The organism is Leucobacter chromiiresistens, from assembly GCF_001477055.1.
Classification (GTDB): domain Bacteria; phylum Actinomycetota; class Actinomycetes; order Actinomycetales; family Microbacteriaceae; genus Leucobacter; species Leucobacter chromiiresistens_A.
In genome coordinates, this window is sequence record NZ_LDRK01000031.1 from 1 (window position 1) to 17,734 (window position 17,734).

Genomic DNA, 17,734 nt, shown 5'->3' on the forward strand with positions numbered 1-17,734 from the left:
TGGTCGTCGACGACCATCCGATCGTGCGGGCGGGCATCGCGGGGCTGCTCGCGACCGAGCCTGATTTCGAGGTGGTCGGCGAAGCGGAGTCGGGCGAGACGGCGCTTGGTATCGCGGCGACGCTGCGGCCCGACGTGGTGCTCATGGATCTGCGGATGCCCGGCATGGGCGGCGTCGAAGCGACGCGGCGACTCACGCGCTCCGCGGATCCCGCGCCGGATCCCGCGCCCCGCGTGCTGATCTTCACGACGTACGAGGAGGACGATCAGATTCTCGCGGCGATCGAGGCGGGCGCGAACGGGTACCTCGTGAAGGCCGCTCCGGCGGAGGAGCTGGCGGCGGGCGTTCGCGCGGTGGCCGCAGGCCAGACGGTGCTCGCGCCGTCGATCGCGGTTCAGCTGGTGGCGCGCGCGCACTCCGGCGCCGAGCGGCGGGAGGAGCCCGGCCCGCGGTTGACGGCGCGCGAGGTCGAGATTCTGCGCCTGGTGGCGACCGGGATGAGCAATCCCGAGATCGCGGCGGCGCTGTTCATCGGCGAGTCGACGGTGAAGACGCACCTGCTGCGCACCTTCGAGAAGCTCGGGGTGTCGGATCGCACGCGCGCGGTGACGCGCGCGATGGAGTGCGGCATTCTCTGACCGGCGCGGGTGCCGCGTGCGGCACGCCGATACCCAATCGAGCGGCTGCGCTACTGCATTTCGCGCGTTTCGATACTGCAATGCGTGCGAGAGCGTCGCGGCGCCGGCGCGGTTTCCTAGCGTGAACGCAACCCCGTGCGCGCACGCCGCAGACATGGGGATTCGGTACCGCTGACGCGCGCCTCTCGACTCGGAGCGTGCGTCGGCGGCCTCATGCGAAGGAGCGTCACCATGTCGGAGAGTGTCATCAGGCCGCGCGAGTGGGGAGATCGTCGCCCGTTCGATCGACCGGGCCCGAGGAGGGCCGATGTCTGAACGGCTGAGGATCACCGGTGACGCTCTCGCCGAGGCCCGTTCGGCGCTCGTGAACGCCGGCGCGGCGTTCGCTCTCGCCGGCAGTGTGCAGGTCGGCGCCGACTACGGTGCCGAGCAGGTGGAGGAGGCGCTCGCCCAGTTCGCCGCGGCGCTGCCTCGGGCGACCGAGGGCTTCGGCGAGCAGGCCGCCGCGCGGGGGCGATCGGCCGGCTCGATGCAGGAGAGTTTCGCTCAGCTCGACGCCCAGGTGGCGGCGAGCGTGCCGGCCGGGAACGGGAGGTGACCGATGGATGCCGGGTCGAGAGTCTTGCGCGGCGAGATGGACTGGGTCGCCTCGGTGGCGCAGAAGATCTCGCGCCTCGACGAATTGCAGGAGACGATGGCGTGGCTGCGACGGGGAATCGGGCACGTGCAGGCGGCCGGTGAGGCGCGCGCCCTCACCGCGCTTCTCGCCGCATGCCGGCCGCTCGAAACCCGCGCGCAGCAGATCGCGGATGTGCGGCTGGCTGCCGGCCAGGCCCTGCAGCGGTACTCGGGTCAGGTCGCCAGCATGCAGTTCGAGGCGCGCATGTTCATGTCGAGAAGGCTCGACGCGGAGTCCGAGCGTGCACGAACCGCGAACCGGATCGCCGACCCCGACTTCTGGGGTGACGCGGTCGTCGGGCAGGCGCACCCGCTCCAGCAGAACATCGACGAGATCGATGCCTCCTTGCGCATGATCGAGCGCCGGCTCTCGGAGCTCGATCATCAGCGAACGAGGGCCGATGCGGAGTGCGCCGCCGCGATCCACGCCTGCACTGCTGATCTCAACCGCCTGTGCGGTTCGGGCGGTGCGGGCGGTGCGACGGGAGGCGCGCGGACCGTCGGCTTTCGGGCCCCGGAGCTTCCGCCGGTCGACATCCTCACCATCGCTCTCATGAGTCCTGAGCAGGTCGGGGACTGGTGGAAGGGCCTGTCCCAGGCCGAGCGCGACCGGTTGCAGCAGCAGTACTCGCTGTTCGTGGGCAACCTCGATGGCGTGCCGTTCGAGGATCGCATCGAGGCGAACGCCGTGACTGCGAAGCGGTACATCGACGATGACGGCATCAGCGCGGCCGAGAAGCAGTACTGGCAGCAGGTGATCGACGGAGAGGTGCAGCTCGTCGTGCTCGACAAGCAGCGCTACCGCATCGTCGAGATGCTGGGTGAGATCGGCCCGGACACGAGCCAGGTCATCACGTACGTTCCCGGAACGACCACCCGGCTCGAAGACTTCGCCAACGGCGACGCGAAGCAGGTGCCGAAGCACCTCGCGCAGCAGTACGCCGACGCGGTCGTCTTCGTGTACAAGGACTTCCCGAGCATCGGGTGGGCGGACAACCTGGATGAGGCGGGTCTCGCCCGAAGAGGCGAGCAGCTCGCCGCGTTCGGCGCCGGTGCGCTCGGCACCGACGCTCGAATCTCCGATCTTCCCCAGACTGCCGTCGGCTACAGCGCGGGCATGACGGTGGTCGCCGCGTCCGAGATGCACGGCGCGGCATTCGATCAGGTGGTGTCGCTCGGCGGCTCGTACGTGCCCGACGGGTGGACGCCTCGCTCCGGCACCGAATACAGCGACATCCGGTACGACGGCGATCTGCTGAACGCCCTCGATGAGTATCCGCAGTTCGAGGGGCTCAACACCATCCATGGCATGCCCGAGATCTTCACGCCCTTCCGCCCCGAGTCTCCGCTCCCGGGGGAGAGCCGCCCGGACAAACACGGGCGGCTGGGTGATGGTCCGGAAACCAACCTGCCCGCTCTCGATGTGCTCGTCGACGAACTGACCCCGGAGACACGATGAAGCGACAGATTCTTCGCATCATTACACTTGCACTGCTCGCCTGCACCGGCCTGATCGCGTCGGGGTGCGCCGTGCAGGAACCGACGGATCCAGAGCCGATCTCTCCGCTGACGTTTCCCGAGGTGCGCACGATCCAGAACGACCAGTTGGAAGAGTTCGCGGCGCTGATTCCGGCCGAGCAGATCGTGGACCGGTGGGGGCCGATCGAAGCAACGATGGGAATGTCGTGCGATACCGACCTGGGAGGCAGGAAACCCTACTTCCAGGAGGAGACCGGAACCCGCATGCTCACCGGGGGAATCTATCTGTATTTGTCGGATTCCGCGGACGTCGCGGCGATTCTCGATCAGTTCGCGTCGAGCAAGGCCGGTCTCGACTGGGGCGTTGCCCCGGCGGATGGGACGAACGCGGCGCAGGCCGACCTCGTGCTCGAATCGCCCGATGGGTTCTCGTACTACGTCAACTTCAACTCGAACACGTTGCGCGGAGCGAATCAACTCTCGATCAGGAGTTATGGTCCGTGTGTCATCCCGCCGAAGGACTTCAGCCCGCACGATGAGTACTAGTGGCCCGCGCCAGTGGCCGCACGTCATCACGTTCGTCCTCACCACCCTTCGAGACTGGAGCTGCCATGAAGCATCGCCTTTTTCGCGCGCTCGCCGTTGCGGTGCTCGCCTGCGCCGGCCTGGTCGCCTCAGGGTGCGCCGCGCAGGAACCAACACACGCGGAGCCGATCTCGCCGCTGACGTTTCCCGAGGTTCGGAAGATTCAGAACGAGCAGCTGGAGGAGTTCGCGGCCCTGATTCCGGCCGAGCAGATCGTGGACCGGTGGGGGCCGATCGAAGCAACGATGGGAATGTCGTGCGACACCGACCTGGGCGGGCGCACGCCCTACTTCCAGGAGGCGACCGGAACCCGCATGCTCACCGGGGGAATCTATCTGTATCTGACGGATTCAGCGGACGCCGCGGCGATTCTCGATCAGTTCGCGGCGAGCAAGAGCGGACTCGACTGGGGCGTTGCCGCGGCGGATGGAACGAACGAGGCGCAGGCCGACCTCGTGTTGGAATCACCCGACGGATTCTCGTACTACATCAGATTCAGCCCGAACACGCGCATCCAGAATCAACTCTCGATCAGGAGTTATGGCCCATGCGTCATCCCGCCGAAAGACTTCAACCCGCATGGAAAGTACTAGTAGCCCCGCTAGCGGCCACACGTCATCACGTTCGTCCTCACCACCCTTCGAGACTGGAGCTGCCATGAAGCATCGCCTTTTTCGCGCGCTCGCCGTTGCGGTGCTCGCCTGCACTGGCCTGATCGCGTCGGGGTGCGCCGCGCAGGAACCGACGGATCCGGAGCCTATTTCGCCGTTGACGTTCCCCGAGGTTCGGAAGATCCAGAACGACCAGTTGGAGGAGTTCGCGGCGCTGATTCCGGCCGAGCAGATCGTGGATCGGTGGGGGCCGATCGAAGCGACGGCGGGCATGTCGTGCGACACCGACCTGGGAGGCAGAAAACCCTACTTCCAGGAGGAGACCGGAACCCGCATGCTCACCGGGGGGATGGATCTGTATCTCTCCGACTCCGCAGATGTGCCGGCGATTCTCGAACAGTTCGCGGCGAGCAAGAGCGGTCTCGACTGGATAGTTGCGCCTGCGGATGGAACGAACGACGCTCAGGCCGACCTCGTGCTGGAATCACCCGATGGATTCTCGTACTACGTCAGGTTCTACCCGAACACGGTGGACGGCAAGAACAATATTTCGTTCACCAGTTTTGGCCCGTGCGTCATCCCGCCGAAGGACTTCAACCCGCACGGCGAGTACTAGCGGCCCGCGCCAGCGGCCGCACGTCATCACCACCCTTCGAGACTGGAGTTGCCATGAAGCATCGCCTTTTGCGCGCGCTCGCCGTTGCGGTGCTCGCCTGCACCGGCCTAATCGCGTCGGGGTGCGTCGCGCAGGAACCGACGAACCCGGAGCCGATCTCTCCGCTGACGTTTCCCGAGGTGCGCACGATCCAGAATGAGCAGTTGGAGGATTTCGCGGCGCTGATTCCGTCTGAGCAGATCGTGGATCGGTGGGGGCCGGTCGAAGCAACTGCGGGACTGTCGTGCGACACCGACCTGGGTGGCAGAAGACCCTACTTCCAGGAGGAGACCGGAACCCGCATGCTTACGGGGGGAATGGATTTGTATCTTTCCGACTCCGCGGATGTGCCTGCGATTCTCGAGCACTTCGCGGCGAGCAAGAGCGGTCTCGACTGGAAGGTTGCGGCTGCGGATGGAACGAACGAGGCGCAGGCCGACCTCGTGCTCGAATCGCCCGACGGGTTCTCCTACTACGTCAGCTTCCTCCCGAACACGTTGGACGGCAAGAACGATCTCTCATTCACCAGCTTCGGTCCGTGTGTCATCCCGCCGAAGGACTTCAGCCCGCACGATGAGTACTAGACGCGGGTGCGCACCGGCAGGAATCGCATCCGGAACTGTGGATAACTACACCGGTGTCATTCGCGCGCCGGGGGCGCCACATCGGCGTCGCAGTGCGGAAGTGCGCCGCACTGGAGGGCGCAGCTCCCGAGGTTATCCACAGCCGCGACCCGCGCCTGTGCAGAATTACACTCGTGTAATTCCCCGGCCGCCCGGCCGCCCCGGTGCTCAGCTCTGGCGCCAGTACCCGCAGAAGTCCACGGCGTGCTTCGCGACGCCCCGCTCGTTCACGAGGTGCCGCCGGCCGCCGGTGGCGAGCTGCTGCTCGCCCGCGATGAATGCGGAGACCGGCCCGTCGGCCGCCGACTCCGGCAGTGCGCGGAGGGCGTCGAGCGCCTGCGCTCCCGGGCGGGCGTGCGGCTGACGAACGATCCACTGCACGTCGACGCCCGCGGGAGCCGTCACGGCCTGGCGATCCGCCGCGTCGGGAACCTCGATGATCGCGTGCCCCGTGCTCTCAGCGGGGAGGTCGCGCAGGATCCCCAGCACCGCGGGCAGCGCGGTCTCGTCGCCCACGAGCAGTACGCGGTCGGTGCCGGCGACCTCCCGGTATCCGCACCCCTGGTCGATGAGCGCCACGCGGTCGCCGATCGGCAGCGAGGTGGCCCAGGGGGCTGCGACGCCGGCGTGCGCAGGGTCGCTCGACTCGTGGACGACGAAGTCGATGTCCATCTCGGCCGCCTCCGGCCGGAACGCCCGTACCGTGTAGTTGCGGATCTCGGGTCGTGTGGCTTTCGGCAGCGCAAGGTACTTCAGGTAGCCGCGCGTATCGAAGCGATCCGACATGCGGTCGAAGCGGGTGGCGTCGCCCGCGACCGGCATCGCGAGCCTGAACCACTGGTCGAACCCGAGGTGGCGCCAACGCGCGAGATCGTCGCCGCCGATGGTGAGCCGCACGAAGTTCGGCGAGATGCGTTCGGCGCGCACGACCTCGGCGGTGATGAGTCCCGTGTCGGCGTGGGCGACGACGATGTTGCTGGAGGCCATGGCTGATCCTTCTCTCGTGAGGCGGCGGAGGTGACGCGGCGAGGGCGGCGGGCGCAGCGGGGCGTCGGGCGCACCCCACGGTACTTCATCAGATGAATGTCGCACAAGCGGCGCTTGACACGGCGACATCAACCACCTAGGTTCATTAGTGAAGTAACTAACCAAGGAAGCCGAGCGGCGCGGCCAGCCGGACGGACTCCCCGAACGAAACGAGGTGAGGAGTGTTCGATGACAACCGCCCGATCTTCCTCCAGCTCGCCGATCGCCTCTCAGACGAGATTCTGCGCGGCGTCTACGACGAGGACGAGCAGGTTCCCTCGACGAACGAGCTCGCCGCCCACATGCGCATCAACCCGGCGACGGCCGGCAAGGGGCTCAGCCTGCTGGTCGACCAGGGCATCCTCTACAAGAAGCGCGGCATCGGCATGTTCGTCGCCCCAGGCGCCAGAGCGCATATCGCCCGGGAACGGCAGCAGGGGCTCACCGAGCGCTTCGTGCGCCCCCTCCTCCGCGAAGCCGGCGCGCTCGGCCTCGCCCACACCGACGTGATCCGACTGATCGAACAGGAAGCGGAACAATGACCCCCATCGCCATCGAGACCCGCGGGCTCACCCGGCGCTATCGAGGTGCCACGGCCCTCGACGACGTCAGCGTGCAGGTCCACGCGAACACCATCACCGGGCTGCTCGGGCGCAACGGCGCGGGCAAGACCACCTTCATGTCGCTCGTCACCGCGCAGGATCGCCCCAGCTCGGGCGCCGTCGCGGTCGACGGCCACGATCCGTTCGAGCGGGCCGAGACCATCGAGCAGATGTGCTTCGTGCGCGACAACCAGCGCTACCCCGACGACTACACCCTGAAGCTCGCCACGCGCGCCGCCAGGTTCTCCTTTCCCCACTGGAACCAGGAGGTCGCCGACCGCCTGATCGACGCCTTCCGCATCCCGAGCAAGCCGATCGTCAAGAAGTTCTCGCGCGGTCAGCTGTCGGCGCTCGGCATCGTGCTCGGCCTCGCATCGCGCTCGCCCATCACGTTCTTCGACGAGCCGTACCTCGGGCTCGACGCGACCTCTCGCGCGATCTTCTACGACGAGCTGCTGCGCGACTACGCCGAGCACCCCCGCACCATCGTGCTCTCCACCCACCTCATCGATGAGATGGATCGCCTGCTCGAGCGCGTGATCGTGATCGATCAGGGTCGCGTGGTGCGGCACGACGACGTGGACGCGATGCGCGGCAGCGCGTTCCAGGTGGCGGGCAAGGCGGCCGAGGTCGACGACTTCCTCACCGGCCTGCCCGTCCTCTCCCGCCGACGCATCGGCGGGCTCGCCACCGCCGTGGTCGACACCCCGCTGACGGCCGAGCGCCGAGCGGCAGCCGGCGGCCTCGAACTGGCGCCGGTCTCCCTGCAGGATCTCGTCGCCGCCTACGGCCTCGGCGACACGGCCGCCGATGACGACGCGGCATCGCAACTGGAACGGAGCGCAGCATGAACCGCATCATGAAGGTCACGCGCCTGCACATGAACAAGATCGGCATCTTCGTGGTGGTTCCCGCCGTCATCGTCGCCCTGGTCATGGTGATCTCCATCGTGATCGCGCTCGCGATCCAGCGGGCGACGGGGATGGTGGGAAGCGCCGACTACATCGCCGGAGCCCGGCAGAACGGCGGCCTGGTGTGGTCGCTCCCCGGCTTCCTCATCTACTACGGCGTGCAGGCGGTCGCCACGACCTACCCCTTCGCGCTGACGCTCGGCACCACACGACGCAACTTCGTGCTCGGCACGATGCTCGCGAACGTGCTCCAGGCCGCCTATATCGCGCTGCTGCTCGTCGCACTGCTCGGCGTCGAGCTCGCCACCGACCACTGGTTCATGTCGGTGTACGTGCTCGACGTGTACCTGCTCGGTGCGGGAGACCCGTGGGTGCTCGGGGTCACCGCCTTCCTCGGCGTGCTCTGCTGCCTCACGATCGGCGGTTTCTTCGGGGCGATCTGGGTGCGCTTCGGGGCGAAGGGCCCCGCGATCGTCGGATCAGCCATCGGCCTCGTGCTCGCCGTGCTCCTGCTGGTGTTCGCCCCGCAGCTGCCCGAGATTCTCGGCGGCATCACCCGCGCGGGTCTCGCGGTCGGGGCGCTCGCGGCGATCGCGCTGGCGCTGATCGTCACCTGGTTCGCGATGCGGCGGGCGGCGGTGCGCTAGCTCGAGCTGCCCGCGATCCGCGGCGTAGCCGCGCAGCAGAGCGCCGGAGGGGATCACCACCCCTCCGGCGCTCTGCTGCACTGCGGCGGAGCCGCGGAATCGGCTCGCGCGGCGGACCGGGGTCAGCGCCAGCGCGAGACCGCCTCGTCGGCTGCGGGGATCCCGTCGCCGGTGCGGATGCCGTCGTCGATCGCGTCGGTCGCGGCGGTCGCGTCGGTCGTGTCGGCCGCGTCGGCGGCGCGCTCCGCCTCGACATCGCGGTTGTCGAACGCGAGGCCCTGGCGCGGCGCGTTGTACAGGTCGAGATCGATGATGCCCTCGCGCTTCGCGACGAGCGCGGGCACGAGCGCCTGGCCGGCCACGTTGACCGCGGTGCGGCCCATGTCGATGATCGGATCGACCGCGAGCAGCAGCCCCACGCCCTCGAGCGGCAGTCCGAGCGTCGACAGCGTGAGCGTCAGCATGACGGTCGCGCCGGTCGTGCCCGCGGTCGCGGCCGAGCCGACCACCGAGACGATGACGATCAGGAGGTACTGCACGATCGTCAGGTCGATGCCGAAGAACTGCGCGATGAAGATCGCGGCGACCGCCGGGTAGATCGCGGCGCAGCCGTCCATCTTGGTCGTCGCGCCGAGCGGCACGGCGAACGACGCGTAGCCGCGCGGCACGCCGAGGTTGCGCTCGGTGACGCGCTGCGTGAGGGGCAGCGTGCCGATCGACGAGCGGCTCACGAAGCCGAGCTGCACCGCCGGCCACACGCCCGAGAAGTACTGCTTCACGGAGAGGCCGTGCGTCTTCACGAGAATCGGGTACACCACGAAGAGCACGATGGCGAGCCCGAGGTACAGCACGCCGACGAACCAGGTGAGCGTGCCCATCTGGTTCCAGCCGTACTCGGCGACCGCGTTGCCGATGAGGCCGATGGTGCCGATCGGGGCGACGCGGATGATCCACCAGAGGACCTTCTGGATGATGGCGAGGGCCGACTCGGTGAGCGCGATGAAGGGCTCCGCCTTCTCGCCGATCTTCAGCGCCGCGATGCCGACGGCGGCGGAGATCACGATGACCTGCAGCACGTTGAAGCTCGGGCTCGCCGACAGCGCGCCGCTGGCCGCGTCGACGCTTCCCGAGATGCCGAGCCCGAGGAAGTTCGCCGGCACGAGGCCGGTGAGGAAGTTCCACCAGGTGCCGACGGAGTCGGGCGCCTCGGGCGTCAGCGCGGTCTGCGACGCGGATGCGCCGGGCTGCAGCGTGATGCCCAGCACGATGCCGATGGTCACCGCGATGAGCGCGGTGATCGCGAACCAGAGGAGGGTCTGGCCGGCGAGGCGGGCGGCGTTCGTCACCTTGCGGAGGCCGACGATGCTCGACACGATCGCGGTGAAGACCAGGGGGATCACGGCGGCGCGGAGCAGCGAGACGTAGCTGCTGCCGATCGTGGCGAGCGTGGCGTGCAGCCCGTTCGGGTTGTCGGCCGCGTCGGGGCCGACCGACATGGCGATGCCGCCGAGCACGAGGCCGATGACGAGTGCGGCGAGGATCTGCCAGCCGAACGACGTCATCCAGCGCGGGAGCCGGTGCGCCCGCTTCGGGGCGGCCTGAGGTGCAGACACGGTGATGAGTCCTTTCGAGAGGGGCGGCGGGGATCGCGCGAGCGGTGCGGCTCGGCCGACCCGGCCGGCGTGCGCTTCGGTTCCCCGGAACCCCGACAGCCTATCAAATCATTCAGTTGCTGAATGTCTGTCATCACGGATTGTGTTGATCCGCGAGGCGGTTGTCTGCGGTTGTCTGCGGTCGTCTGCGGTCGTCTGCGCAGCGGGGTCGGTTGCGGAGGGTGTCGCCGGGTGCCGGGACGCCGACACGCTCCCGAAACGACCCCGCTCCGGAGGGTGCCGCGGCTCCGCTCGGGTACGCTGGGCGCATGGCTGATTCTTCGTTTGACGTGGTGAGCAAGATCGACGCGATGGAGGTCGAGAACGCGGTGAACCAGGCCCGCAAGGAGGTCGAGCAGCGCTACGACTTCAAGGGCGTCGGCGCCGACGTCTCGCTCTCCGGCGAGAAGATCCAGATCAAGGCGAACACCGAGGAGCGCGCGAACGCCGTGCTCGACGTGCTGCACTCCAAGTTCATCAAGCGCGGGCTGTCGCTCAAGGCGCTCGACACGGGCGAGCCGTACGCGAGCGGCAAGGAGTACCGCATCGACGCTCAGCTGAAGGAGGGCATCGACCAGGCGACGGCGAAGAAGCTCAACAAGTTGATCCGCGACGAGGGCCCGAAGGGCGTGAAGTCGCAGATCCAGGGCGACGAACTGCGCGTCTCGTCGAAGAGCCGCGACGACCTGCAGGCGACGATGGCGCTGCTCAAGGGCGCCGACATCGAGGTCGCCCTGCAGTTCGTCAACTACCGCTGAGCGCCGCCGGGCCACCGATACACTGACCTGATGATCGGCGCGAACCTGCTCGAACCCGAACCCACGCTCCTGCCCGAAGACGCTGCGGTGTCGCAGGCGCTCGCCTCGTCGCGAGACCTCGAGTCCGTCGTGCGCGAGCATCCGGAGTCGCCCCTCGTCTGGGCGCTGCTCGCCGACGCCGCCGACGCCGAGGGCCGCGAGATCGAGGCCTACGCCTTCGCCCGCGTGGGGTACCACCGCGGTCTCGACGCGCTGCGGAAGGCCGGCTGGCGCGGTGCGGGCCCGGTGCCCTGGTCGCACGAGCCGAACCGCGGCGTGCTGCGCGCGCTCTTCGCGCTGCGCCGCGCCGCCGCGCGCATCGGCGAGACGAACGAGGTGGATCGGCTCACCGAGTTCCTCGGCGGCGCCGACCCGCAGGCGATCGCCGCGATCGAGGCGAGCCGCTGAGGGCGAGCCGCTGACGCACCGCGGTCGCGTCGCGCGGCTGCGCCTTGCGCGTCGCGCCTCGCGTCGACAGCCCGCCCGCCGGGAGGCCGCCGCCCTTCGCTAGACTGACCCGGTACGTGCCGTTGTCGAAGGAAGGGGCTGAAATGCCCGCAGTGCTCATCACCGGTGCCCAGTGGGGCGATGAGGGAAAGGGTCGGGCGACCGACCTCCTCGGCAGCCGCGTCGACTACGTCGTCAAGTTCAACGGCGGCAACAACGCCGGCCACACCGTCGTGGTGGGGTCCGAGAAGTACGCGCTGCACCTGCTGCCCTCCGGCATTCTCACGCCCGGCGTCACCCCCGTGATCTCGAACGGCGTCGTCGTCGATCTCGAAGTGCTGCGCGGCGAGCTGGAGGCGCTCGGCGGCCGCGGCGTCGACGTCTCGCGCCTCAAGGTGAGCGCGAACGCCCACGTCATCACGGCGTACCACCGCACGCTCGACAAGGTGACGGAGCGGTTCCTCGGCAAGCGCCAGATCGGCACCACGGGCCGGGGCATCGGCCCCGCCTACGCCGACAAGATCAACCGCGTCGGCATCCGCATCCAAGACATCTTCGACGAGGGCATCCTGCGTCAGAAGGTGGAGGCGGCGCTCGACTTCAAGAACCAGGTGCTCGTCAAGATCTACAACCGTCGCGCCATCTCGGCCGACGAGGTCGTGGAAGACCTGCTCGGCTACCGCGAGATGCTCGAGCCGATGGTGTGCGACACGGGGCTGCTGCTGCACGAGGCGATGCAGGCGGAGAAGACCGTGCTCTTCGAAGCCGGCCAGGCCACGATGCTCGACATCGATCACGGCACCTACCCGTTCGTCACCTCGTCGAACGCGACGGCGGGCGGTGCGAGCACCGGCTCGGGGCTGCCGCCCCACGCACTCGACCGCGTGATCTCCGTCATCAAGGCGTACACCACGCGCGTGGGCGCCGGCCCGTTCCCGACCGAGCTCTTCGACGAGTCGGGCGAGTACCTGCGCAAGCAGGGCTTCGAGTTCGGCACCACCACCGGGCGGCCGCGCCGGTGCGGCTGGTACGACGCGCCGATGGCCCGCTACGCCGCCCGCATCAACGGCGTCACCGACTTCGTGCTCACCAAGCTCGACGTGCTCTCGGGCCTCGAAACGATTCCCGTCTGCGTCGCCTACGACGTCAACGGCGTGCGGCACGACGAGATGCCGGTCAACCAGAGCGACTTCCACCACGCGAAGCCGATCTACGAAGAGTTCCCCGGGTGGAACGAAGACATCTCGGGGGCGCGCCGCTTCGAGGATCTGCCGAAGAACGCCCAGGACTACATCGTCGCCCTCGAAGGGATGAGCGGATCGCGCATCTCGGCTGTCGGCGTGGGCCCCGAGCGCGAGCAGGTCGTGGTGCTGCACGACCTGCTGGGTTGAGCGGAGGATCGCGCATGAGCGAGCCGACGCCCCTCGAACGCCTCGATCGGCTGCGGTCGAGCATCGACAACATCGATGCGGCACTGGTGCACATGCTCGCCGAGCGGTTCCGCTGTACGCAGGAGGTCGGGCGGTTGAAGGCGGAGCATGAGATGCCCGCTGCTGATCCCGCGCGCGAGGCCCGTCAGATCGATCGACTGCGCACCCTCGCCGAGGAGGCGCACCTCGACCCCGAGTTCGCGGAGAAGTGGTTCAACTTCGTCGTCGCCGAGGTGATTCAGCACCACACGCAGATCGCCGACGAGCACAAGGCGTAACCGGCGCCAGGCGCACGCGTCGCCGGGCGCGCGGCGAACCGCGAGCCCGGCGACGCCCCGGGGTCACCCCTCGAGCGGGAGCATCACGACACCATGCCGTGCGGGTCGATCACGAACTTCTGCGCGGCGCCCGCATCGAACTGCGCGTACCCCTCGGCCGCCTCGTCGAGACCGATGGTGGTGGCGCCCACCGCCTGCGCGATGTGGGCGCGATCCGCGAGGATCAGATTCATCAGCTGCCGGTTGTACTTCTTCACCGGGCACTGGCCGGTGACGAAGCGGTGCGACTTCGCCCAGCCGAGGCCGAGGCGCACGCCGATCTGACCGTGCTTCGCCGCCTCGTCGACGGCACCGGGGTCGCCCGTCACGTACAGCCCGGGAATGCCGAGCGATGCGCCCGCCCGGGCGACGTTCATCACGTCGTTCAGCACCGTCGCGGGCGCCTCGGCCGCGCCGTGCCCGTGCCCGCGCGCCTCGAAGCCGACCGCGTCGACCGCGGCATCGACCTCGGGTTCGCCCACGATGTCGGCGATGATGTCTGCGAGGGCGTCCCCCTTCGACAGGTCGGCGGCGGCGCAGCCGAAGCTCTCGGCCTGCCGCAGCCGGTCGGCGTTCATGTCGCCCACGATCACGGTCGCGGCGCCGAGCAGCTGCGCCGAGTACGCCGCGGCGAGCCCGACGGGGCCGGCGCCGGCGACGTAGACGGTGGATCCGGTGGTGACGCCCGCGGAGACGGCGCCGTGGTAGCCGGTGGGGAAGATGTCGGAGAGCATCGTCAGGTCGAGGATCTTCTCGAGCGCCTCGTCGCGGTCGGGGAACTTGAGCAGGTTGAAGTCGGCGTAGGGGATCATGACGTACTCGGCCTGCCCGCCGAGCCAGCCGCCCATGTCGACGTACCCGTACGCCGCGCCGGCCCGCGCCGGGTTGACGTTCAGGCAGATGCCGGTCTGGCCCTCGTTGCACATGCGGCAGCGGCCGCACGCGATGTTGAAGGGCACGGAGCAGATGTCGCCGACTCGATGGAAGAGCACGTCGTCGCCGACCTCCACGATCTCGCCGGTGATCTCGTGCCCGAGCGTCTGACCGATGGGGGCCGTGGTGCGACCGCGCACCATGTGCTGGTCGCTGCCGCAGATGTTGGTGGTGACCAGCTTTAGGATGACGGCGTGGGGCGCGGATCGCTTGATCCCGAGGCCCTCGGCCACCTCCTGCGGCAGTTCGAGCGTCGGATAGTCGAAGTGCTCGACGGCGACTTCGCCCGGACCCTTGTAGACGACGATTCGGTTGCCTGACATGGAGACTCCATTCTGACGGGGCGCTGCGCTGCGCCGCTCGGTACCGTGTAGCATCACCGGTAGCACCACGGTAGGGCACCGGACTCCGGTCGGCATGTGCCGCCTCTGCACGAGCATTGGCCGTATCTGCGCGGGTGGCTCGGCGTCGACCCGGTGCGGGACGACGGGTTGCACCGAGCTGTATCGAGGCGCCGGGGGATGCCAATGGAGCTGTTGAGTGTTCGAGGAGTCGAGGCGTGGCAGCGCGTCGCCAGCCGCATGTTCGTGCCGCTCCACTGCCGCGGCGACGGGTCGCGCTTCGCGGCGCGCATCGCGCAGCGCCGCATCTCGCCGTCGATGTGGGTGAGCCGGGTCTCGTTCGACGCGCACGAGGCGGAGCGGCCGCGCGCGCTGGTCGAGGCCGACGCCACCGATCATCTGCTCGTCATGATGCAGTTGCGGGGTGCGTGGACGCTGTCGCAGCGGGGGCGGGGTGCGCGCCTCGGCGCCGGGTCGATCGCGTTGGTCGACGCCGGGGAGCCGTACCGCATGTCGGTGCCGACGCGCGGCCAGGATCTCATCGTGCTGCAGCTCACGCGGGAGTCGCTCGGGCTTTCCGATCGCGCGATCGGGGAGTCGGTGGCCCGGGCGACCGGGGCCTCGGTGCCCGGGCAGGCGGCGCTGCGCGCGCTGCTGTTCAGCCTGCAGTCGAGCCAGCTCTCGCTCGACGCGCACGCGGGATCCGGCATCGCGCGCGCGGTGAGCGACACCCTGGCCGTGGTGATGCGCGCGCTGACGAGGGATGCGGCGCCCGAGGCGGATCGGCGGGCCCGGCTGGCGGTGCTGCAGCGGTGGCTGCGCGACCACTGCGGCGACCCCGGTGTCACCGTCGAGCGGCTGGCCGCGCACCACTTCCTCTCCGTGCGCCAGGTGCACGCGATCTTCGCCGGCGCATCCGATTCGCCGGCGGCGTACCTGCGCCGCGTCCGGCTGAACCGCGCGGCGGAACTGCTGGAGTCGCGAGCGGCCAGCGGCTTGACGGTGCGGGCGATCGCCGGGGAGGCGGGCTACTCCGATTCGGCCGCCTTCATCCGCGCCTTCACGCGGGCGTACGGGTGCTCGCCGACGCAGTGGCGCGCGGGATAGCACGAGATACCGCGTTGCAATCCATTCGAACATATGTTCGAATGGTCGCATGAGGTGGAGCGGGCAGACGATGGCGGCGCCGGAGGACGGGGTGCTCCCGGGGCTGGACGCGGCGCGGATCGCGGCGGTGCCGGGGCACCTGCGCACCGTGCGCTCGCCGGAGTACGCGGGGATGGCGTTCCACGAGGTGCTGGCGAAGAGCGCCCTCAATCGGGTGCACGGCGATTCGTCGATGCCGTTCTCGTGGACGATCAACCCGTACCGGGGCTGCTCGCACGCCTGCGTGTACTGCTTCGCCCGCGGCTCGCACCGCTACCTCGAATTCGACACGGGGAAGGACTTCGACGCGCAGATCGTCGTCAAGGTGAACGTGGCCGAGGTGCTCGGGCGGGAGCTCGCGCGGCCCAGCTGGGCGCGGGAGTGCGTCGCCCTCGGCACCAACACCGACCCCTATCAGCGCGCGGAGGGGCGCTACCGCCTCATGCCGGGCATCATCACGGCGCTGGCCCGCAGCGGCACGCCGATGTCGATCCTGACGAAGGGCACGCTGCTCAGGCGGGACCTGCCGCTGCTCGCCGAGGCGGGGGAGCGGGTGCCGGTCGAGCTCGCCATGTCGATCGCGGTGGGCGACCCCGAGCTGCAGCAGTCGATCGAGCCGGGCACCCCGACCACGCGCGCGCGGCTGGACACGATCGCCGCCGCCCGCGATTCGGGGCTCGCGGCCGACGTCTTCCTGATGCCGGTGCTGCCCGGTCTCACCGACGGCCCGGATCAGCTCGACCGGCTGCTCCGCGACATCCGCGATGCGGGAGCGCGCTCCGTCGTCTACGGGGCGCTGCACCTCAGATCGCACGTGAAGCCCTGGTTCCTCGCCTGGCTCGAGCGCGAGCACCCCGAGCTGCTGCCGCGCTACCGCTCCCTGTTCCCCGGCGCCTCGAGCCGTGCACCGCAGGCGTACCGCACGGAGCTCGCCGCGCGCATCCGCCCGCTCATCGCGCGGTACGGGCTCGACCGCTCGGGCACGTCGCGCACCCGCACCCTGGCGCAGAACTCCGCTGCGCGGTCGGCCGCCGCTCAGTCGGCGCCGGGCGATCCGGCGCCGACGCTCTTCTGACCGCCGCTCGGCTCCGTCCGGCTCCGCTCGGCTCCGCTCGGCTCCGCCCGGCTCCGCTCGGCTCCGTCCGGCTCCGTCCCCTGAAGCGGGGTCACTTCTCGTGCGTGTCGGACGGGCGACACGCACGAGAAGTGACCCCGCTCGCACCGGGAGCGGCGGCGCGGGCCAGCGCGATCGCGTCGAGCACGCGCCGGCGGAGCGCATCGCCGCGCGCCGCGAAGCCGCGCTGCAGGTGCGCGTACTCCCGCTTGCCGGCGGCGGTCTCGATCGCGACGGCCGCGAGCGGCCGTCCATCGGCCCCCGCGTACGCGCTGACGTCGTACGGTGACGCGCGCATGTCGACCTCCCGGATGTCGCGCGCCAGCACGAAGGCGTCGAGCAGCAGCTCGCCCGGGATGATCGGCCCGAGCTTGGCCGCCCACTTGTAGACGTCCATGCCCGCGTGCAGGCACCCAGACTGCTCGGTCTCGGGCTGCGTCTCGCGTGTCGGCCGGAGCTCGTTGAGGGGCGCCGCATCGGCGGTGAAGAAGCGATAGGCGTCGAAGTGGGAGCAGCTGATCGGGTGGGACTCGACCACCCGGTCGGTGGCCTCGTGGCCGATGCGGAGGGGTAGCATCGCATGGCGCACCTGCTCGGGCGTCAGGCGATACACCATCGCCCACTCGTGCAGGCCGAAGCAGCCGAAGCGGGGCGGACGGGAGAGCGTCGCCTCGAGCAGTCGCTCGACGTAGTCGACGGTGCCGCCGCGCCGCTCGAAGAAGGCGCGCAGGTCGAGCTCGGCGGCGACCGAAGCATCGCCGCCGCCGGCGACCGAAGCGTCGCCGCCGCCCGCTGCGCGGTAGTGCTTCCACGCAGCGCGATCCGACGCGCCAGCGAGCCGCACCGCTGCCCCCGGGTGCCACCGCGCGAGCTCCGACGGCTTCACGGAGTAGTAGGTCCAGAGGAAGTCCTCGACCGGGTGGCGCTCGCCTCGCAGCCGCCGATCGCGGTGCGCGGCGGTCAGCGCGTGCGCCCGCTCGGCGTGCGCTCGCTCGCGTGCGCGCCACGCGGGCGGATCGAGAACGGCGACGACGGGCACCCAGCGAGTGTAACGCTCGGCGGGCAACCGGGCGCGACGAGATCGCGTCGCACCCGCGCCGCA

General features: G+C 69.4%; 20 protein-coding genes. 16 read left to right on the forward strand and 4 right to left on the reverse strand.

Annotated features, from left to right (window positions below; all coding sequences use genetic code 11):
• The 7 genes from NS354_RS06640 to NS354_RS06670 form a co-directional block, all read left to right on the forward strand.
• The coding region (locus NS354_RS06640; RefSeq protein WP_153002133.1) for a response regulator at positions 1–638 on the forward strand (638 nt) is incomplete at its 5' end.
• A gap of 307 nt (positions 639–945) precedes the next feature.
• Entirely contained in the window at positions 946–1,236 is a 291-nt protein-coding gene (locus tag NS354_RS06645) for a hypothetical protein (RefSeq protein WP_058593793.1), read from the forward strand.
• Positions 1,237–1,272: 36 nt separating this feature from the next.
• Positions 1,273–2,775 carry a hypothetical protein gene (locus NS354_RS06650; RefSeq protein WP_058593794.1) on the forward strand — a complete coding sequence of 501 codons (1,503 nt, stop codon included), beginning with the start codon at positions 1,273–1,275 and terminating at the stop codon, positions 2,773–2,775.
• Complete coding sequence (locus NS354_RS06655) at positions 2,772–3,341, forward strand: hypothetical protein (protein WP_058593795.1); 570 nt, start codon at positions 2,772–2,774, stop codon at positions 3,339–3,341. Before NS354_RS06650 ends, NS354_RS06655 begins: the two co-directional genes overlap by 4 nt.
• A complete protein-coding gene (locus NS354_RS06660) occupies positions 3,341–3,973 on the forward strand; it encodes a hypothetical protein (RefSeq protein WP_153002134.1) in 633 nt (210 codons plus the stop codon). Before NS354_RS06655 ends, NS354_RS06660 begins: the two co-directional genes overlap by 1 nt.
• Positions 3,974–4,037: 64 nt before the next feature.
• Positions 4,038–4,607, forward strand: coding sequence for a hypothetical protein (locus NS354_RS06665; RefSeq protein ID WP_058593797.1), 570 nt, complete (start codon positions 4,038–4,040; stop codon positions 4,605–4,607).
• Positions 4,608–4,660: 53 nt separating this feature from the next.
• Positions 4,661–5,230 (forward strand): hypothetical protein, encoded by a 570-nt coding sequence (locus NS354_RS06670; protein ID WP_058593798.1) that lies wholly within the window; start codon positions 4,661–4,663, stop codon positions 5,228–5,230.
• Positions 5,231–5,437: 207 nt separating this feature from the next.
• Here the strand turns inward: NS354_RS06670 and NS354_RS06675 are convergent, their stop codons facing one another.
• The gene (locus tag NS354_RS06675; protein WP_058593799.1) at positions 5,438–6,256 is read right to left on the reverse strand and encodes a siderophore-interacting protein; all 819 of its coding nucleotides are present in this window, start codon (positions 6,254–6,256) and stop codon (positions 5,438–5,440) included.
• A gap of 221 nt (positions 6,257–6,477) precedes the next feature.
• Here NS354_RS06675 and NS354_RS06680 point away from each other — a divergent pair, with 221 nt between their 5' ends.
• From NS354_RS06680 to NS354_RS06690, 3 genes are read left to right on the forward strand one after another with little or no spacing between them, the layout of a single operon-like run.
• Positions 6,478–6,837 (forward strand): GntR family transcriptional regulator, encoded by a 360-nt coding sequence (locus tag NS354_RS06680; RefSeq protein ID WP_058593800.1) that lies wholly within the window; start codon positions 6,478–6,480, stop codon positions 6,835–6,837.
• Positions 6,834–7,748, forward strand: coding sequence for an ABC transporter ATP-binding protein (locus NS354_RS06685; protein WP_058593801.1), 915 nt, complete (start codon positions 6,834–6,836; stop codon positions 7,746–7,748). Before NS354_RS06680 ends, NS354_RS06685 begins: the two co-directional genes overlap by 4 nt.
• On the forward strand, positions 7,745–8,455 hold the full coding sequence (locus NS354_RS06690; protein ID WP_058593802.1) for a hypothetical protein: 711 nt from the start codon (positions 7,745–7,747) through the stop codon (positions 8,453–8,455). The genes NS354_RS06685 and NS354_RS06690 overlap by 4 nt, the downstream gene beginning before the upstream one ends.
• A gap of 122 nt (positions 8,456–8,577) precedes the next feature.
• Here the strand turns inward: NS354_RS06690 and NS354_RS06695 are convergent, their stop codons facing one another.
• Positions 8,578–10,017, reverse strand: coding sequence for a dicarboxylate/amino acid:cation symporter (locus NS354_RS06695; protein WP_058593803.1), 1,440 nt, complete (start codon positions 10,015–10,017; stop codon positions 8,578–8,580).
• 359 nt (positions 10,018–10,376) lie between these two features.
• On the opposite strand from NS354_RS06695, the gene NS354_RS06700 reads away from it, so the two are divergent.
• The 4 genes from NS354_RS06700 (at position 10,377) to NS354_RS06715 (ending at position 13,059) form a co-directional block, all read left to right on the forward strand.
• Entirely contained in the window at positions 10,377–10,865 is a 489-nt protein-coding gene (locus NS354_RS06700; RefSeq protein WP_058593804.1) for a YajQ family cyclic di-GMP-binding protein, read from the forward strand.
• Between the two features lie 30 nt (positions 10,866–10,895).
• The gene (locus NS354_RS06705) at positions 10,896–11,312 is read left to right on the forward strand and encodes a DUF3151 domain-containing protein (protein ID WP_058593805.1); all 417 of its coding nucleotides are present in this window, start codon (positions 10,896–10,898) and stop codon (positions 11,310–11,312) included.
• A 143-nt stretch (positions 11,313–11,455) separates the two neighbouring features.
• On the forward strand, positions 11,456–12,742 hold the full coding sequence (locus NS354_RS06710; protein WP_010155419.1) for an adenylosuccinate synthase: 1,287 nt from the start codon (positions 11,456–11,458) through the stop codon (positions 12,740–12,742).
• Positions 12,743–12,756: 14 nt separating this feature from the next.
• Positions 12,757–13,059 carry a chorismate mutase gene (locus NS354_RS06715; RefSeq protein WP_010155418.1) on the forward strand — a complete coding sequence of 101 codons (303 nt, stop codon included), beginning with the start codon at positions 12,757–12,759 and terminating at the stop codon, positions 13,057–13,059.
• A gap of 83 nt (positions 13,060–13,142) precedes the next feature.
• Here the strand turns inward: NS354_RS06715 and fdhA are convergent, their stop codons facing one another.
• A complete protein-coding gene (gene fdhA, locus NS354_RS06720; RefSeq protein WP_058593806.1) occupies positions 13,143–14,354 on the reverse strand; it encodes a formaldehyde dehydrogenase, glutathione-independent in 1,212 nt (403 codons plus the stop codon).
• Between the two features lie 213 nt (positions 14,355–14,567).
• Between fdhA and NS354_RS06725 the strand changes: the two genes are divergently transcribed.
• A complete protein-coding gene (locus NS354_RS06725) occupies positions 14,568–15,479 on the forward strand; it encodes a helix-turn-helix domain-containing protein (protein WP_193750721.1) in 912 nt (303 codons plus the stop codon).
• Between the two features lie 49 nt (positions 15,480–15,528).
• Entirely contained in the window at positions 15,529–16,593 is a 1,065-nt protein-coding gene (locus NS354_RS06730) for an Rv2578c family radical SAM protein (protein ID WP_193750722.1), read from the forward strand.
• Between the two features lie 91 nt (positions 16,594–16,684).
• Here NS354_RS06730 and NS354_RS06735 read toward each other — a convergent pair whose 3' ends face one another.
• Positions 16,685–17,671 (reverse strand): 3-methyladenine DNA glycosylase, encoded by a 987-nt coding sequence (locus tag NS354_RS06735; RefSeq protein ID WP_082677952.1) that lies wholly within the window; start codon positions 17,669–17,671, stop codon positions 16,685–16,687.
• Positions 17,672–17,734 lie beyond the last annotated feature (63 nt).

Excerpts from the sequence above, each read along its gene's own strand:
- NS354_RS06645 (WP_058593793.1), top strand. The coding sequence starts at position 946 with ATGTCTGAACGGCTGAGGATCACCGGTGACGCTCTCGCCGAGGCCCGT.
- NS354_RS06650 (WP_058593794.1), top strand. The coding sequence starts at position 1,273 with ATGGACTGGGTCGCCTCGGTGGCGCAGAAGATCTCGCGCCTCGACGAA.
- NS354_RS06655 (WP_058593795.1), top strand. The coding sequence starts at position 2,772 with ATGAAGCGACAGATTCTTCGCATCATTACACTTGCACTGCTCGCCTGC.
- NS354_RS06665 (WP_058593797.1), top strand. The coding sequence starts at position 4,038 with ATGAAGCATCGCCTTTTTCGCGCGCTCGCCGTTGCGGTGCTCGCCTGC.
- NS354_RS06670 (WP_058593798.1), top strand. The coding sequence starts at position 4,661 with ATGAAGCATCGCCTTTTGCGCGCGCTCGCCGTTGCGGTGCTCGCCTGC.
- NS354_RS06675 (WP_058593799.1), bottom strand. The coding sequence starts at position 6,256 with ATGGCCTCCAGCAACATCGTCGTCGCCCACGCCGACACGGGACTCATC.
- NS354_RS06685 (WP_058593801.1), top strand. The coding sequence starts at position 6,834 with ATGACCCCCATCGCCATCGAGACCCGCGGGCTCACCCGGCGCTATCGA.
- NS354_RS06690 (WP_058593802.1), top strand. The coding sequence starts at position 7,745 with ATGAACCGCATCATGAAGGTCACGCGCCTGCACATGAACAAGATCGGC.
- NS354_RS06695 (WP_058593803.1), bottom strand. The coding sequence starts at position 10,017 with ATGACGTCGTTCGGCTGGCAGATCCTCGCCGCACTCGTCATCGGCCTC.
- NS354_RS06700 (WP_058593804.1), top strand. The coding sequence starts at position 10,377 with ATGGCTGATTCTTCGTTTGACGTGGTGAGCAAGATCGACGCGATGGAG.
- NS354_RS06705 (WP_058593805.1), top strand. The coding sequence starts at position 10,896 with ATGATCGGCGCGAACCTGCTCGAACCCGAACCCACGCTCCTGCCCGAA.
- NS354_RS06710 (WP_010155419.1), top strand. The coding sequence starts at position 11,456 with ATGCCCGCAGTGCTCATCACCGGTGCCCAGTGGGGCGATGAGGGAAAG.
- NS354_RS06715 (WP_010155418.1), top strand. The coding sequence starts at position 12,757 with ATGAGCGAGCCGACGCCCCTCGAACGCCTCGATCGGCTGCGGTCGAGC.
- fdhA (WP_058593806.1), bottom strand. The coding sequence starts at position 14,354 with ATGTCAGGCAACCGAATCGTCGTCTACAAGGGTCCGGGCGAAGTCGCC.
- NS354_RS06730 (WP_193750722.1), top strand. The coding sequence starts at position 15,529 with ATGAGGTGGAGCGGGCAGACGATGGCGGCGCCGGAGGACGGGGTGCTC.